Annotated in this window: 18 protein-coding genes and 1 pseudogene; 8 read left to right on the forward strand and 11 right to left on the reverse strand. The window is 68.4% G+C overall.

What is annotated here, in order from left to right:
* Positions 1–286: 286 nt before the first annotated feature.
* Positions 287–844 carry a TetR/AcrR family transcriptional regulator gene (locus WU80_RS21050; RefSeq protein ID WP_055405086.1) on the forward strand — a complete coding sequence of 186 codons (558 nt, stop codon included), beginning with the start codon at positions 287–289 and terminating at the stop codon, positions 842–844.
* Here WU80_RS21050 and WU80_RS21055 read toward each other — a convergent pair.
* From WU80_RS21055 to WU80_RS21065, 3 genes are read right to left on the reverse strand one after another with little or no spacing between them, the layout of a single operon-like run.
* Positions 841–2,010: an acyl-CoA dehydrogenase gene (locus WU80_RS21055; RefSeq protein ID WP_055405085.1), complete on the reverse strand. Its 1,170-nt coding sequence runs from the start codon at positions 2,008–2,010 to the stop codon at positions 841–843. The two genes, WU80_RS21050 and WU80_RS21055, sit on opposite strands and share 4 nt — an antisense overlap.
* Before the next feature lie 39 nt (positions 2,011–2,049).
* Positions 2,050–2,466 carry a DUF6636 domain-containing protein gene (locus WU80_RS21060; protein ID WP_055405084.1) on the reverse strand — a complete coding sequence of 139 codons (417 nt, stop codon included), beginning with the start codon at positions 2,464–2,466 and terminating at the stop codon, positions 2,050–2,052.
* Positions 2,467–2,505: 39 nt separating this feature from the next.
* Entirely contained in the window at positions 2,506–2,715 is a 210-nt protein-coding gene (locus tag WU80_RS21065) for a three-helix bundle dimerization domain-containing protein (protein ID WP_055405083.1), read from the reverse strand.
* A 122-nt stretch (positions 2,716–2,837) separates the two neighbouring features.
* On the opposite strand from WU80_RS21065, the gene WU80_RS21070 reads away from it, so the two are divergent.
* From WU80_RS21070 to WU80_RS21080, 3 genes are read left to right on the forward strand one after another with little or no spacing between them, the layout of a single operon-like run.
* Positions 2,838–3,464 (forward strand): TetR/AcrR family transcriptional regulator, encoded by a 627-nt coding sequence (locus WU80_RS21070; RefSeq protein ID WP_055405082.1) that lies wholly within the window; start codon positions 2,838–2,840, stop codon positions 3,462–3,464.
* On the forward strand, positions 3,461–4,114 hold the full coding sequence (locus WU80_RS21075) for an enoyl-CoA hydratase-related protein (RefSeq protein WP_055405081.1): 654 nt from the start codon (positions 3,461–3,463) through the stop codon (positions 4,112–4,114). The genes WU80_RS21070 and WU80_RS21075 overlap by 4 nt, the downstream gene beginning before the upstream one ends.
* A gap of 26 nt (positions 4,115–4,140) precedes the next feature.
* Positions 4,141–4,893 carry an Rv3717 family N-acetylmuramoyl-L-alanine amidase gene (locus tag WU80_RS21080; protein WP_055405080.1) on the forward strand — a complete coding sequence of 251 codons (753 nt, stop codon included), beginning with the start codon at positions 4,141–4,143 and terminating at the stop codon, positions 4,891–4,893.
* Between the two features lie 4 nt (positions 4,894–4,897).
* Here WU80_RS21080 and WU80_RS21085 read toward each other — a convergent pair whose 3' ends face one another.
* Positions 4,898–5,650 carry a cutinase family protein gene (locus tag WU80_RS21085; RefSeq protein ID WP_055405079.1) on the reverse strand — a complete coding sequence of 251 codons (753 nt, stop codon included), beginning with the start codon at positions 5,648–5,650 and terminating at the stop codon, positions 4,898–4,900.
* Between the two features lie 230 nt (positions 5,651–5,880).
* Here WU80_RS21085 and WU80_RS21090 point away from each other — a divergent pair, with 230 nt between their 5' ends.
* The 3 genes from WU80_RS21090 (at position 5,881) to WU80_RS25975 (ending at position 8,220) form a co-directional block, all read left to right on the forward strand.
* Positions 5,881–6,111, forward strand: coding sequence for a hypothetical protein (locus WU80_RS21090; protein ID WP_055405078.1), 231 nt, complete (start codon positions 5,881–5,883; stop codon positions 6,109–6,111).
* Between the two features lie 229 nt (positions 6,112–6,340).
* Entirely contained in the window at positions 6,341–7,828 is a 1,488-nt protein-coding gene (locus WU80_RS21095; protein WP_055405089.1) for an NAD(P)/FAD-dependent oxidoreductase, read from the forward strand.
* 254 nt (positions 7,829–8,082) lie between these two features.
* The gene (locus tag WU80_RS25975) at positions 8,083–8,220 is read left to right on the forward strand and encodes a hypothetical protein (RefSeq protein ID WP_156349700.1); all 138 of its coding nucleotides are present in this window, start codon (positions 8,083–8,085) and stop codon (positions 8,218–8,220) included.
* A gap of 7 nt (positions 8,221–8,227) precedes the next feature.
* Here WU80_RS25975 and WU80_RS21100 read toward each other — a convergent pair whose 3' ends face one another.
* The 5 genes from WU80_RS21100 to WU80_RS21120 all read right to left on the reverse strand — a co-directional run bounded on the left by WU80_RS21100 (position 8,228) and on the right by WU80_RS21120 (position 12,753).
* Positions 8,228–8,806: a fasciclin domain-containing protein gene (locus WU80_RS21100; RefSeq protein WP_055405077.1), complete on the reverse strand. Its 579-nt coding sequence runs from the start codon at positions 8,804–8,806 to the stop codon at positions 8,228–8,230.
* An 85-nt stretch (positions 8,807–8,891) separates the two neighbouring features.
* Positions 8,892–10,643: a cytochrome c biogenesis protein DipZ gene (locus WU80_RS21105; RefSeq protein ID WP_055405088.1), complete on the reverse strand. Its 1,752-nt coding sequence runs from the start codon at positions 10,641–10,643 to the stop codon at positions 8,892–8,894.
* 87 nt (positions 10,644–10,730) lie between these two features.
* The gene (locus tag WU80_RS21110) at positions 10,731–11,294 is read right to left on the reverse strand and encodes a fasciclin domain-containing protein (RefSeq protein WP_369808559.1); all 564 of its coding nucleotides are present in this window, start codon (positions 11,292–11,294) and stop codon (positions 10,731–10,733) included.
* A 203-nt stretch (positions 11,295–11,497) separates the two neighbouring features.
* Positions 11,498–12,193, reverse strand: a complete 696-nt coding sequence (locus tag WU80_RS21115; RefSeq protein WP_055405075.1) for an anti-sigma factor domain-containing protein — start codon at positions 12,191–12,193, stop codon at positions 11,498–11,500.
* Positions 12,190–12,753 (reverse strand): sigma-70 family RNA polymerase sigma factor, encoded by a 564-nt coding sequence (locus WU80_RS21120; protein ID WP_055405087.1) that lies wholly within the window; start codon positions 12,751–12,753, stop codon positions 12,190–12,192. The genes WU80_RS21115 and WU80_RS21120 overlap by 4 nt, the downstream gene beginning before the upstream one ends.
* 151 nt (positions 12,754–12,904) lie before the next feature.
* Here WU80_RS21120 and WU80_RS21125 point away from each other — a divergent pair, with 151 nt between their 5' ends.
* On the forward strand, positions 12,905–13,603 hold the full coding sequence (locus tag WU80_RS21125; protein WP_055405074.1) for a haloacid dehalogenase type II: 699 nt from the start codon (positions 12,905–12,907) through the stop codon (positions 13,601–13,603).
* On the opposite strand, the gene WU80_RS21130 is transcribed toward WU80_RS21125, so the two are convergent.
* On the reverse strand, positions 13,604–14,044 hold the full coding sequence (locus WU80_RS21130; protein WP_082459976.1) for a hypothetical protein: 441 nt from the start codon (positions 14,042–14,044) through the stop codon (positions 13,604–13,606). It abuts the gene before it with no gap.
* Positions 14,045–14,053: 9 nt separating this feature from the next.
* Positions 14,054–14,378 (reverse strand): annotated as a pseudogene (locus tag WU80_RS21135) (ester cyclase); the annotation flags it as partial.

The raw sequence follows: 14,378 nt of genomic DNA on the forward strand, positions 1-14,378 counted from the left end.
ATGTGTATAAGAGACAGGGACTCGACGGCGGCGGGGTCGCCGCCCAGCAGCAAAGACTCGTCCTGGAACGACACCACGACCTCGTCGGCGTCGGTCGATGCCAACACGTCGGAGATATCGGATGCGCTCACGCCACCCCTAACGAAACTGAGCAGGTGTTCGTCGGCCAGTGAGCCGAACGTTACACCCATGTTTCATGCGCACCCGTCGGTTGGCCGCGTGTTCGGGAGGAATTCACATAGACCGGCAGCGAACGGCGGGAGGGGCCCACCCGTAACCTGCAGGTGTGGCCGCCCACAAGCCCCCGCGCCTGACCGTCGACGACTGGCTGCAGGCCGGCTACACGCTGCTCGCCGAGCAGGGGGTGCGCGCCCTGAAGATCGAAGGTCTCTGCCGGCAGGCCGGCGTCACCCGCGGCAGCTTCTACTGGCACTTCGCCGACATGGACAGCTACCGGGCCGCGCTGGTCGACTCCTGGAACACCTTCCTGGACAAGGACCGGCGGTCGCTGGCCGAGCTCGACGCCCTGCCGCCCCGCGAACGCCTGTCCGCCATGATGACGACCCTGACCAGCCCGGGGCATTGGACGCTGGAACGCGCGATGCGCGAATGGGCGCGCACCGACCCGGCCGCCGCCGCCAACGTCCGCGCGGCCGACCGGCGCCTACTCAAGAGCGTCACCAAGGCCTACAGCGACTACGGCTTCAGCGCCGAGGACGCCAAGTTGCGCGCCGAGCTGACCTTCGCCGCCGGCATCGGGCTGCTGCACCTGGCCGGCTCGGCCCAGCAGGCGCAGCAGGCCGCGCAGCGCGAAGGCTTCCTCGAGCTGATGCTCAAGGACTAGACCATCGCGATCGGGGAGATCTTCGCGCCAATCGCCAACGCCCCGGCCAACTCTCGGCTCACGTCGTAGTCGAACACCACGTGTCCGGCCGCGATGTCGACGTCGCGCTTGAAACGCTGCAACGGGTTGGACAAAAACTGCGCGCTGGCCCCGGACGCGTCCAGCAGGTCGGCGATGACGGCCCGGCTCTCGTGCACGGTGTGGGCGGCCGCCAGCCGCGCCTCCGCCCGCACCGACCGGGTCACCCGTTCGCCGGCGCCCACCATCCGATCGATACCCTGGGCGGTCTCGTCGACGAGCGCCCGCAAGGCCCGCAACCGCACCCGTGCGCTCGCCAGCCGGATCTGGGCGGCGGGCTGATCCTTTTGCGCCACACCGCTATACGCCAGCACGCGCCCGCCCAGCCGCTCGGCGAACAGCTCGGTCACCCGCTCGGCGGCGCCGAGCACCGGCATCGACGCCACGAGCGCGAGGGCGGGCACCATGGGCCAGCGATACGTCGGCACGTCGTGCGCCGCCGCGCCCGGCGCCGTGCCGCCGTAGATGTCGGCGACCGCAACCATGCGATGTTCCGGAACGAGCACGTCGGTGACGACGACGTCGTGCGACCCGGTGCCCCGCATGCCCGCGGTGTGCCAGGTGTCGACGACCTCGGCCTGCCCGGCGGGCAGGACCACAAGCGCCGGATCGATGCGGTCCGGTCGCTCGATCAGTGCGCCGACCATCACCCAGTCCGCGTCCATCGCGCCCGTGGCCCACGACCACCGGCCGGTCAGGCGCACCCCGCCGTCGGCCGGGACGCCGCGGCCCGTCGGGGCCAGGGGAGCGGGTGCCAGCACCGGCCCGGAGGCGAACACCTCCTCCTGCACCCGCACGTCGAACAGCGACAGCATCCAGTTGTGCAGGGCGTAGAAGCCCAGCGTCCACGCGCTGGACGCGCAGCCGTGCGCCATCCGCCGAATCGGTTGCAGCAGTTCGGGAAACGGCGCCTGCAGGCCGCCGAAGCGGGCCGGCAGCAGCAGCCGGAACAGGTCGGTCTCTCGGAACTCGCTGACCGTCGCCGCGGGCAGCCGGCGCAGCCGCTCGGCCTCCTCGGCGCGCTCGGCCAGGCGGGCGACGAACTCGTCGGTGATCCCGTACGTCGGGCGAGCGTCGACCGCGGACATGGCGCCGACCGTACCATACTATTTTGTATGGTTGGCCTGTCAGCCGAGATCGTACGAATCCCGCGATACGCGGAAGTAATGCCCGGTGCTGCCGTCGGTGCACTTCATGCCCGACGGCTCGCTGGCACACGTGATCGTGCCCGCGGACAGGGACCGGCCGTAGTCGAGCGTCTGCTCGCCGGCGACGCGCAGCGTGTCGCCATGGCAATGGATGGCGGCGGGCTCGCCCAGGTTCAACACGAAGCGATTGCCCCACGGAAAATGCTTGCCGCACTCCGGGGGCGGCGGCGGTTGATAGGTGAAGTCACTGATGTCGCACGCAACCCCGGGGCTGTCCAGGACGCAGTAGATGTTCCCGGACGGGGACTGGAAGTCGACGGGGTCCGCGTGCGCGGTCCCGGGCGCGGCGATCACCGTCGCGGCAGTCACCAGCGTGACCCATCGGCGCCCGACCATGAGCTCAGCGTAGGCCCGGGGCGGCGCGCCGAATAGCTTTTAGTTCGAGCGCCCCTTGAGTTGCTCGCGGGCGTGTTTCTCCACGAACAACGGGACGAAATCGCGGATGCGGCTGTGCGCGAACCGGGCGTGCTCTTCACGGATGAGGGCGTCGACGACCTTTGCCGGCACTTGGGGGAACTCGTCGACCAGTTCCCGCTCGATGTCCGCCAACAGCGCCTCTTCGTTGACCTGAGTGACCTTACCCATGAGCACGGGGTTCCCGATCGTCGCGCGCCGCCAAACGGCTTTTCGCGTGCCGCGCGTGTTAAAAGTCCGCTGCGGGCGGGTGACGGTTAGTAACAGAGCGAACGCTCTGTTACTATGCCCGCATGCCCCGTCCCCGCGTTCACGACCAGGATCAGATCCTGGACGCCGTCGAACGGCTGGCGGTGCGGTCCGGGCCGGCGTCGGTCACGATCAGAGCCGTCAGCGACGCCACCGGCGTGTCCAACGGCGCGCTGTACCACTCGTTCGGCTCGCGCGCGGGGCTGGTCGGCCAGGCCTGGCTGCGCGCCGGGCACCGATTCCTCAGCGCGCAAACCGATTTGATCGACGCCACGCCGGCCGGGGACGGCGTCGACGCCGTGGTGGCGGCGGCCGAGGCGCCGGCGGTGTTCGCCCACCAACATCCCGAGTCGTCGCAACTGCTGCTCACTGTGCGCCGCGACGAGCTGCTGGGCCCGGAGACGCCGGCCGAGATCGCAGCTCAGTTGCGCGACCTGGACCGGCTGCTGGTGCAGACCATGATTCGGCTCGCCCGCCTGCTGTGGGACCGCAAGGACGCCGCGGCCGTCGACGTCATCACCACCTGCATCGTCGACCTCCCGACCGCGATCCTGTTGCGCCGCAACAGGATCGACGATCCCGGTGCGCGGGAACGGCTGCGCGCCGCGGTCAAGGCCGTGCTCGACGTCGGGGAGCCCCGGCGCAGGACCAGAGAAAGGGGCCAGGCATGACACCGACACTGGGCTGGGACGACAAGATCGCCATTCTGCACCTCGGCGACGACGAAAACCGGTTCTCCCCGGACTTTCTCGACACCATCAACGAGCAGCTCGACGAAATCCAAAGCGCCGCCCAGGGTCTGGTCACGACGGGTGGCGACAAGTTCTACACCAACGGGCTGGACCTGGACTGGCTGGGCGCGCACGGCGACCAGACCCAGGCCTACGTCGGGCGAGTGCAGGCCCTGCTGGCCCGCGTCCTGACCTTCCCCATGCCGACCGCGGCCGCGGTGACCGGGCACGCGTTCGGCGCCGGCGCCATGCTCGCCATGGCCCACGACTTCCGGGTGATGCGCGCCGACCGCGGATTCTTCTGCTTCCCCGAGGTCGACATCCGGATCCCGTTCACCGACGGGATGGCCGCCCTGATCCAGGCCAAGCTCACGCCCCGCGCGGCGGTGGCCTCGATGACGACCGGACGGCGCTTCGGTGGGCAGGAGGCCGCCGAATTCGGCATCGTCGACGCGACCGCGGCCGAGGGCGAGGTGACCCCGGCCGCCACCGACCTGCTGCGCCCGCTGGTAGGCAAGGACCCCGGCACGCTCGGCGCGATCAAGCAGACCATGTTCCGCGCCGCGGCGCGGGCGCTGACCGACGTCTGAGCAGCCGCGATTGTTACCATCGCGCGGTGAGTGACCGCCGCCGGGGATTCGTTTCGCGGCGAGACCTGCTGAGATCCGCGCCGGCGCTGCTCGGCGCCGCAACGCTCATAACGGCCCCCCGCGCGTCGGCCGGTGTCTCCGGGTCGTCCGTCTTCCTCGACCCCGGCCACAACGCTGTCAACGACGCGTCGATCGGCCAGCAGGTGCCGAACGGACGCGGCGGCACCAAGGAGTGCCAGACGTCGGGTGCGGCCGCCGACGACGGCTACCCCGAGCACGCGTTCACCTGGGCCGTCGTCGGGCTGATCAACGACTCGCTGAACCAGATGGGCGTGCGCACCCAGCTGTCGCGCGGCAACGACAGCTCCGTCGGCCCCTGCGTCGACCAGCGCGCCGCGGCGGCCAACGCGATGCGCCCCGACGCGATCGTCAGCGTCCACGCCGACGGCGGGCCGGCCTCCGGCCACGGATTCCACGTGAACTATTCGAGCCCGCCCCTGAACGACGTGCAGGCCGGCCCCGCCCTCCAGCTCGCCACCGCGATGCGGGATGCGTTGGTGCAGGCGGGTTTTCAGCCGTCCAACTACGTCGGGTCGGGCGGGCTGTACGGGCGCGCCGACCTGGCGGGGCTGAACCTCGCCCAGTACCCGGCGATCCTCGTCGAACTCGGCAACATGAAAAACGCCGACGACGCCGCGAGGATGGAAAGCCCCGACGGCCGGGCGCGCTACGCCGCGGCCGTCACCCAGGGGATCGTCGCCTACCTCAACAGCAGGTAGCGGCTCAGCCGCCGAAGCTGCCCCTCGACGTCGGCGCGGCCGGCGGCCCGCTCAAGTCGAGGTGGCTGGAGGCGAAGGCGACGCCCTTGTCGATCACGGCGTTGTCGTCGGCGTAGGTGTTGTGGGCGGAGAAATTCATGCCGTCGGAGCAGACCGGGTCTTCGGTGGCGCAGACCTTGATGGTCTTGTCCTGATAGGCCGGGCCGATGACCACCGGGGGTTCGCCGAGGAAGTTCATCGCGCGCACGTTGGGCATGCCGAACAGCACGACCGAGGACACGTGCTGGGCGACCGACGGGTCCAGGGGCTTGGGCACGGTGTTGGGGTCGACACCATCGGGCACGGCGGCCGAGGTGACGAAGCCCATGACCGCGGCGCCCTGCGAGTAGCCGCCGAGCACCATCTTGGTGTTCGGGCAGTCATGCGCCATCGAGTTGACGTGCGCACCCGCGTCACGGATGCCGTCGAGGCCGGTGTCCCACTGGTCGCTGGCGGGGTAGTTGACGGGGTAGACGTCGAACGACCGGGACCCCATGCGCGAGTGCAGGGCGTCGACGAAGGCCTGCCCGGTGGGGCCGACGCCGGGGGCCTCACCGGTGCCGCGGGCGAACACCACCTGAACGTCGGGACATTGGGCCGACGCGGTCGGGAGGACCGAACCGACGAGGGCCGACGCGCCGAGGCCCGAGGCCGCGACCAGCGCGGGAGTGAGGGAACGGACGAAGTGACGTGCGATCATGCCGCGACTGATGCCCATACGAACGCCTCCAAAACTGTCACGAGTGCAATATCCGTCTTTCCTGTATACCGAGCCGCGACGACAAGCGTCGGATGAGGTCCGCGTGTCGACGCAACAAATGAATCCATTCTGATGCGCCCCGGCCGGATCGGCATCTTAGGAAAAAGCTTTCGGGCCGTCGTTTGGCCCCCTATCCCACGGGTAGCCGAACCGCGAGACACACGATCCAGCTAGGGAAAGGTGACGACATGGCTACCGGGGAAACGGGTTTCGACGACGTGGCCTTCGACTTGGTCTCGGTGCAATACCACTCGCTGAAGGCCGGGCATGACTACGGCCAGTACGTGCGCGACGCCAAAAACGCGGGCATGGACGACATCGCGTCCTTCTTCAGCGAGGTCATGGAACAGGACTCCGAGCGCGCGCGGCGCTGCCACGAATTCCTGGGCCGGCTGCAGGGAGCGGCCACCGGCGGCTAGCCTCCGGATCCGCTGTTGGACAGGCGCTTTGGCGCGGACGGCGTAAATTGCGCGTCGTCAAGCGTCAGGCGGCTGTCACTTGTGCCCATTGCCGAGTTCGCGTGATGGTGTCGGCGAGGTCACATGCTGACAAACGTGTGTGCGTCATACCCGGCTCTTTATTAGAGTTACGTAAGGTAAGTCGAAGCATTTGGTAAGTAAGCACGGGGCAATAACACGGAGCATGTTTGTGAACACGGACCGATACGACGCCGTCATCGTGGGGGCGGGCTTCGGCGGCATCGGCGCCGCGATCCAGCTCAAGCGCCTCGGGTATGACAACTTCGTCATCCTCGAACGCGAGGATGACCTGGGCGGCACCTGGCACGTCAACCACTACCCCGGCATCGCCGTCGACATCCCGTCGACCACCTACTCGTACTGGTTCGAGCCCAACCCGGGCTGGTCACGGCTGTTCGCCCCGGGCGGCGAGGTCAAGCAGTACGCCGCCGACGTCGCCGACAAGTACGACGTGCGCCGGCACATGCGGTTCAACACGACCGTCGAGGGCGCCCAGTGGGACGAGGACGCTTCGGTATGGCGGGTGGCGCTGGCCGACGGCGAAACGCTGACGACCCGCTTGCTGATCACCGCGACGGGCTTTTTGTCCCAGCCGCGCATGCCGGACATCCCGGGCGTCGCGAGTTTCGCGGGCAAGGTGGTGCACACCACCGCGTGGGACCACGAGTACAGCTACCGGGGCCGCCGGATCGCCGTCATCGGAACCGGGGCGTCGGCCGTGCAGGTCATCCCGGAGCTGGCCAAGGAGGCCGGCGAGCTGACCGTCTACCAACGCACCGCCACCCACGTGCTGCCCAAGGTCGACTTCGGCTTCTCGCCCGGCGTGCGGCGCCTGTTCGGGCGGGTGCCGGCCGCGCAGCGCGCGCTGCGGTGGGTGACCGACATCATCCTCGAGATCATCATGGTCATCGGGGCCCTGCACTTCCGGGAGACCCGGGGCCGGGGCAACATTTCCGCCTCCGACCTGGCCAAGATCAACCGGTTTCGGTGGATCCGGGACAAGGAACTGCGGGCCAAGCTAACCCCCGACTACGACATGGGCTGCAAGCGGCCGACCTTCTCCAACGTGTTCTACCCCGCCTTCAACAAGCCGAACGTGCACCTGGAGACCACCTCCATCGAGCGGATCGAGGCGGACGGCATCGTCACCGCCGACGGGCGCAAAAGGGTCATCGACACCCTGGTCCTGGCGACCGGCTTCGACCTGTGGGAGGCGAACTTCCCGGCCATCGAGGTGGTCGGGCGCAAGGGCCGCAACCTGGGCAAGTGGTGGCGCGACACCCGGTTCCAGGCCTACCAGGGCGTGTCCATGCCGTACTTCCCCAACTACCTGAGCCTGGCCAGCCCGTTCGCCTTCTCCGGCCTGTCCTTCTTTCACACCATCGAGTACCAGATGCGGCACATGGAGCGGCTGCTCGGTGAGGTCAAGCGCCGCGGCGCGACGACCTTCGAGGTGACCGAGGAGGCCAACGAACGGTTCCTCGAGCGGATGACCAAGCGCCTCGACAATTCGGTGTTCTACGCCGGCGACTGCGCCACGTCGCGCTCGTACTACTTCAGCCCGAGCGGTGAGGCGTCGCTGCTGCGACCGACGTCCACGCTGAACGCGGTTCACGAGGGCCGGACGTTCCCGCTCGACGACTACGTGATCGCCTAGTCACACCGGCCACTTGCGCCCCTGGCCGGGGTGGTCGACCGTTTGCCCGCCTCACAGCGACAACGTGCTGCATCCCCCGGTTGTCGCTGTGAGGCGGGCACAACGCCCATTGCCTCTCTTCCCGTGACCGGTGAGGCCCGTGTGACTCGTGGCGATCACCCGAAATCGCCCCGGACCGTTTGCCCGCGCCCGAGCGGGGTAATCAGCCTGAGCGGAACCACGTCCGCAAGCCATGCGAAAGATGGTGGGGCCCAATGGAAACACTGTGCCGTTTCTGCGCCTGTCTAGCGGCGCCCCTCGCCCTCGTGCTGGGGAACATGGACGCGCCCCAGCACGCGGTCGCCGAGGCGTACGCGCACCAGCCGCTGACCAGCGTCGAGCAACCGAACTAAAGCACGGTTATGCCGGCGGCATGAGCACCGTGTCGATCATGTACACGGTCGCGTTGGCCGTGGGCACCCCACCGCAGACCAGACCCGCGTTGTTGACCCGAAGGCCGTTGCCCTGACCGGTCACGTTCACGTTCGCGCCCTGAACGGTCTTGTGCGCGCCCGCGACCTTCGCGGGGCTCAGCTGGCCCGGCACCACGTGATAGGTCAGGATGCTGGTGAGCAGGTTGGAATCCGTCTTCAGCTGGTCGATGGTCTGCGCCGGCAGCTTGCCGAACGCGGCGTCGGTCGGCGCGAACACGGTGTACTGCCCGTTGTTCAACGTGTCGACCAGGTTGACGTTCGGGTTGAGCTTGCCCGACAGCGCCGACGTCAGGGTGGTCAGCGCCGGGTTGTTGGACGCCGCCACCGCCACCGGAACCTGCGACATGCCTTCCACCGACGCCGGGCCGCTGGGGTTGGCGGCCGCATAGTCGGAGCAGCCCGGCCCCACCAGATCGGCCGCCGCCGCGGTGGGAGCGGTCACCACACCCAAACCCAGCATTGCCGCTGCCGCGAACCCCTTCGCTGCCGTCCTGTGTGCGTTCATCGCGTTTGACTCCTTTGGTTGGTCCGACCTTTGCGCAGTGATTCGGAGCGCGGACATCTTCGGATGGGTGGCGGGCAGAAGTTTTCTAGCCGTAGGTGAACGAATACACCTGCAGCCCTTGGTCGGCGCGTACCTCGAGCGTCTCCGACTGCGGGTGATCGGCCGAGACGATCTGGTGCGACGTCGGCGGGCCGCTGATGGGGATCACGACGGATCGTCCGTCGCGGGTGACGGTGAGGGACCCGCTGCCGCCGACGACGATGTAGACGTTCCTGGCGTGGTAATTGAGCTTGATGCTGGACTGGTTGCTTGCGGCGGTGGCGCCTTGGTAGTCCAGCGACCACGGACCGTTCAGCGCGAAGCGATCGGCGGCCAGGTTGGGCGGATAGGCGAAAGTGGTTGTGCCCTCGTCGTATACCCCGTTGCCGCCATAGTTGACGACCTTGCCGACGCTGAGGTAGGTCTCGGGCGTGGTCTGCTCCGGCAGGGCCGGGCGGCCGGTGTCTGCCGGCGGTGGCAGCTCGAGGCCGGGGTGTGCGGCGACGATCAGCTGCCTGATCAGATCCTCGGTGACGTTGTAGTCGCCCTCGCCGAATTTGATGTGGCGCACCTGGCCGGTGGGGTCGATCAGATACTCGGCGGGCCAGTACCGGTTGCGGTAGTTCGTCCACGTGGAGTACCCGTTGTCCAAGGCGATCGGGTAAGTGATGCTCAGGTCGGCGGCGCCCTTGGCGACGTTGCCGGACACCTGTTCGAACGCGTACTCCGGGGTATGGACCCCGATGACCTCGAAACCGTCGCCGTGGTAGGCGTTGTACCAGCTGACGACGTGTTGGATGGCACGCTGGCAGTTGATGCACGAGTACGCCCAGAAATCGATCAGCACGACCTTGCCGCGCAGGGACGCCAGTGGGACCGGTTGGTTGCCGGGCGTGTTCAGCCATCCGGAGATGCCGGTGAGATCGGGTGCGGGGCCGCAGTTTTCGAGGTCCCGGTTGCCGTCGCTGCAGTTCGACAGCTGCGCGTTCTGCTCGTTAACGATGCCGCCGAGGTAGAGCTTCTCCTGGACCCCGGGGTCGGCGGCCAACTTTTCTTGCAGCCCGATGGTGTAGTCGGGCAGGGCGCGTTGCAGAACCGCGGGGATGTTGAACACCAGTCCCACCGCGAGCGCGATCATCACGATCCCGGCCGTGACGCGGATATCGCGCTGCCGCCGCCGGAACGCCACCACCCGCTGGGCCAACCGATCACCCGCCAACGCGAAGAACAACAGCGGCAGCGCGGCGCCCAGCGCGAAGGCGCCGGTGAGCACCACGGTGCGCGGACCGAGGGGACCCGTGGCGCCGGCCACCACGATCGCGGCCAGGATCGGCCCGGCGCACGGGACATACAACACGCCCAGCGCGAGCCCGAGACCGAAGCCGCCACCGCCAAACCCGAACTGCCTCTGCGGGATACGCGCGAACGGGCGCTCCAGCAGCCGTTCGACCCGCGGGAAAATCAACCCGAAACCGATGGCGACCAGGGCGACCAGGGCGACCCAACGGATGGCGTCCTGCGGCAGGTGCAGCAGCGACAGCAGCGTCGAGCCAGTCAACGTGACCAGGGTGAAACTGAGCACCAAGCCGCCGATGACGAGGAAGGGGCGGGCGCTGAGCGATGCGCGCCGCGGTCGTGTCGCGACGTCCAGGCCCCCGCCCGGAACCGGTTGTCGGGCAGGGGCATCGGCGCGGCCTTGCGCGCCGGCGAAGAAGATGACCGGCAGTACCGGCAGGATGCACGGCGATACGCCGGTGATGAGACCCCCGACGAAGCCGATCAGCGCGATGGTCAGCATGAAAGACATTCGCCGCCGAGCGCGCCGCGGATGGGTGCCGCCGCAAAAAAACAGCCCGGCCGAAGCCGGGCTGTTCATCCAGGTGGCTCACTGGGCCGGCGGCATCAGCACCGTGTCGATCATGTATACCGTCGCGTTGGCGGTGTGCACCCCGCCGCACACCAGACCGGCGTTGTTGACTTTGAGGTCGTTGCCCTGACCGGAGACGGTCAGCTTGGCGCCCTGCAGGGTGATGTGGTCACCGTCGACCTTCATCGGGCTCGCCTGACCCTGCACCACGTGATAGGTCAGGATGCTCTTCAGCAACTGCGAGTCGGTCTTGAGTTTGTCGATGGTGCCCGCCGGGAGCTTGTCGAACGCGGCGTTGGTGGGCGCAAAGACCGTGTACTGGCCGCTGTTCAGCGTGTCGACCAGGTTGACGTTCGGGTTGAGCTTGCCCGACAGCGCCGACGTCAGCGTGGTCAGCATCGGGTTGTTCGACGCCGCGGTGGCGACGGGGTCCTGAGCCATCCCCGCGACCGAACCCGGGCCGCTGGGGTTCTGCTTGGCGTAGTCACCGCAGCCGGCCCCGATCAGATCGGCCGCCGGATCGGTGGTGGCCACCGTCGTCATCGGAGCCGTCACAACGCTGACGGCCGTGCTGCTGCTCATCGTCGGCCCAGCCGCCGGCTTGTTGTTCGAACACGCCGAAAAACCCACTACCGCAATCGTCGCGAGCCCCGCCGCCGCGATTGCCCTGCCCCGAACGTTGATCATCGCGCTTGCACTCCTTCTCCTGCGGCGGCCCATAGCGCCGCCTTTCCGACCGGACAGGAGTGATTCGGAGACGAGGGGGCCGCGGACGGATTTTCCGATCAGCTGAGGGGCAGCGCGGCCAGTATCGTGCCGGTGGGCTTCGGTGAGCCGGTGCCGGGTTCGACGGTGAACGCCAGGGTGGTCGACGATCCGAGGTTAGTGAGCGTCGCGGTGGTCGACGGCGCCACCGCAGCGGTGCCCATCGTGCCGGCCGACGTCGGCCCCTTATCGCCGAGCAACCACATCTGGTAGACCGTCCCGGGTTTCGGCGGCGGGACGTTGTTCATCACCAGCACACCGGCGTTGCGGTCGTGGGAAAAGACCACGGTGGCAGTGCCATTGCCGAGCGGGCCGGAAACGGTGCGCACGTCCGGGGCCGCGAACACCTGCTCGGCGATGGTCGACGGCGGGTGCGGGCGCATCGCTATCCCGACGCCGAACGCGACGGCACCGACCACCACCGCTGCCGCCGCCGCCGAAAGGGCGGCGCGCCAACCGAATTTGCGCCCGTCGCGTGCGGGCAGCGCCGCCAGCGTGGCGGCCCGCAGGTGCTCCGGCGGTTCGACCGCCGTCGTCGCCGAGACGGCCGCCATGGTCTCGCGGACGGCGCGGACTTCGCTTTCGAAGGCCGACGCCACCGACCGCGGGGCGGTCGCCAGCCGCCGCTCGATATCGGCCCGCTCCTCGTCCGAGACCGCGTCCAACGCGTACGGCGTTGCCAGCTCGAGCAATTCGAATTCGTTCGGTTCCGTCATGGCACTTCCAGGCAGTTACGCAGGGCGCGCAGCGCGTCGCGCATGCGCGACTTGATCGTCGACAGGTTCGCGGCCAACCGGTCCGAGACCTGGCTGTAGGTCAGTCCGTCGTAGTACGCCAACTGGATACACTCCCGCTGCGTGTCGGTCAACGCGCCCAGGCATTCGACCACCCGGCGACGCTCGTCGCCGGCGATCGCCGAATCGGCGACGACGTCGGTGGCGGGGTCGGCGCTCGCCGCGGCGTAGCGGGCATCCCGCTTGCCGGACGCTTCCTCGGCCCGCACCCGGTCGACGGCCCGCCGGTGCGCGATCGTCAGCAGCCAGGACAGGGCCGAGCCCCTGGCGGAGTCGTAGTCCGGCGCGGTTCGCCACACCTCGCAGTAGACCTCTTGGGTGGTCTCCTCGCTGTAACCGGAGTCGCGCAGCACCCGCATCACCATGCCGTACACCCGACTCTTAGTGAGGTCGTAAACCGCCGCGAACGCGTCGCGGTCCCCGCGCGCGACCTCGCGCAGCAGTGCGTCCAGGTCCTTGCTGGGCGGCGACGGTCCGGTCATCGATCGGTAGCCTAGCGCCAGCCCGGCATCGGCACGGCCGGATCCGGGCGCCGGCCGCGCCGAGGTCCCGACATGTATCCACTCCCGGTATTCGTAGCCCGGGCCCGGGCGGACGGTTCCCGTCAACCGCGCGAGCGGCCATGATTGGCGGGTGGTCAAAGCTCTGCTGTTCGACGTGCAAGGCACGGCGACGGACTTTCATTCGACCGTCTGCGACGAGGCGCGGCGGATCAGCGCCGGCCGGCACCCGTACGCCGACTGGCCCGAGGTGGTAAGGCGTTGGCGCGCAGGCTACTTCACGATGTTGGAGCAGGCGCGGGCCGACCAAAGCGAGTGGGTGTCGGTGCACTCGGTGTATCGGCGGGCGCTCGACGCCGTGCTGGACGAGCGCGGCATCGCGTTCACGGAGGACGAACGAGACGAGCTGACTCAGGCCTGGCGACGGCTCAAGCCCTGGCCGGACGTGGTGCCCGGGCTCACGCGCCTCAAGACCGCATACACGCTGGCCACCCTGTCCAACGCCGACGTCTCAGCCGTCGTCGAGATCTCCAAGCGGGCGGGCCTGCCCTGGGACGCGGTCTTCGCCGCCGAGATGGCCGGGGTGTTCAAGCCCGACCCGGCCATCTATTGGATGGCCGCGACCTATCTCGGCCTCGAGCCCGCCGAGATCATGATGGTGGCAAGCCACAAGTACGACATCCGCGCCGCGGGCCGGCTGGGCTTCGCGACGGCCTTCGTCGCGCGTCCGCTGGAGTTCGGGGTCGACGGCGAGGCCGACGTGGCCTACTCCGACGAGTTCGACGTCAACGCGTCCGACTTCGGCGACCTCGCAGCGCAACTCGGCTGCTGATCAGCGCCGCGCCGACCCGGTCAGAGGCTGCCCGTTGGCGGACTGCAGCAGGCAGATGACCGTGCTCGGGGTGGGATCGGCGCCGGTGCGATCCTGGTTCGAGTCGATCAGGAACGTGATCGAGAACGGGCTGCCGTCGACGGGTCGGCCGGTGTATGGCGCGAACCCCTCGTTGCAGTCCTTGTTGGCGACGATGGCGACGGCCTTGTCGACGGCCAAGGGACCACGCAGATACACCTCGGCCAAATGCGGTGTGCCGCAGTCGACGGCGGTGACGGTCACCCGGCTCAGGTCGATCGGCGGGAGGTCGGCCACGCAGTCGCCGACCTGCAGGTCGATCCATTTGACGGTGTGCGAGGTGGTGGGGGCGGCCGTGGCGCCGGCGCAGGCGGCCAGCATCGCCGCGGCGGCCATGCCGCCTAACGCATAAAGCCCACGCATGCGGAAAGTCTAGGCACCCGTGAGCGCCGGGTCGGGCTTTTCCGATGACATCGACAGGAAGCCGCGCGCGCAGCGCGCGGCCAGCAGCCAGTTCGCCGGCTTCTTGAAGTCCAGCCCACCAAGGAGCTGTTTGATCATGGTCAGCGTGTCGAAGTAAATGCGTTCGCAGACAAGCGTTTCGGACCCGTCGAACACGAAGTAGGCCGTCATGCGGACCCGGAACCGGCTGCCGGTGGGCGGGACCTTGCCCAGATATCCGCGATGGGTGCCCATCAACCAGAACTCGACGATCACCGCGTCGGCGCTGTGCCGCAGCTGTCTCTTATACACATCT

Source organism: Mycobacterium sp. UM_11, assembly GCF_001414075.1.
Lineage (GTDB): Bacteria > Actinomycetota > Actinomycetes > Mycobacteriales > Mycobacteriaceae > Mycobacterium.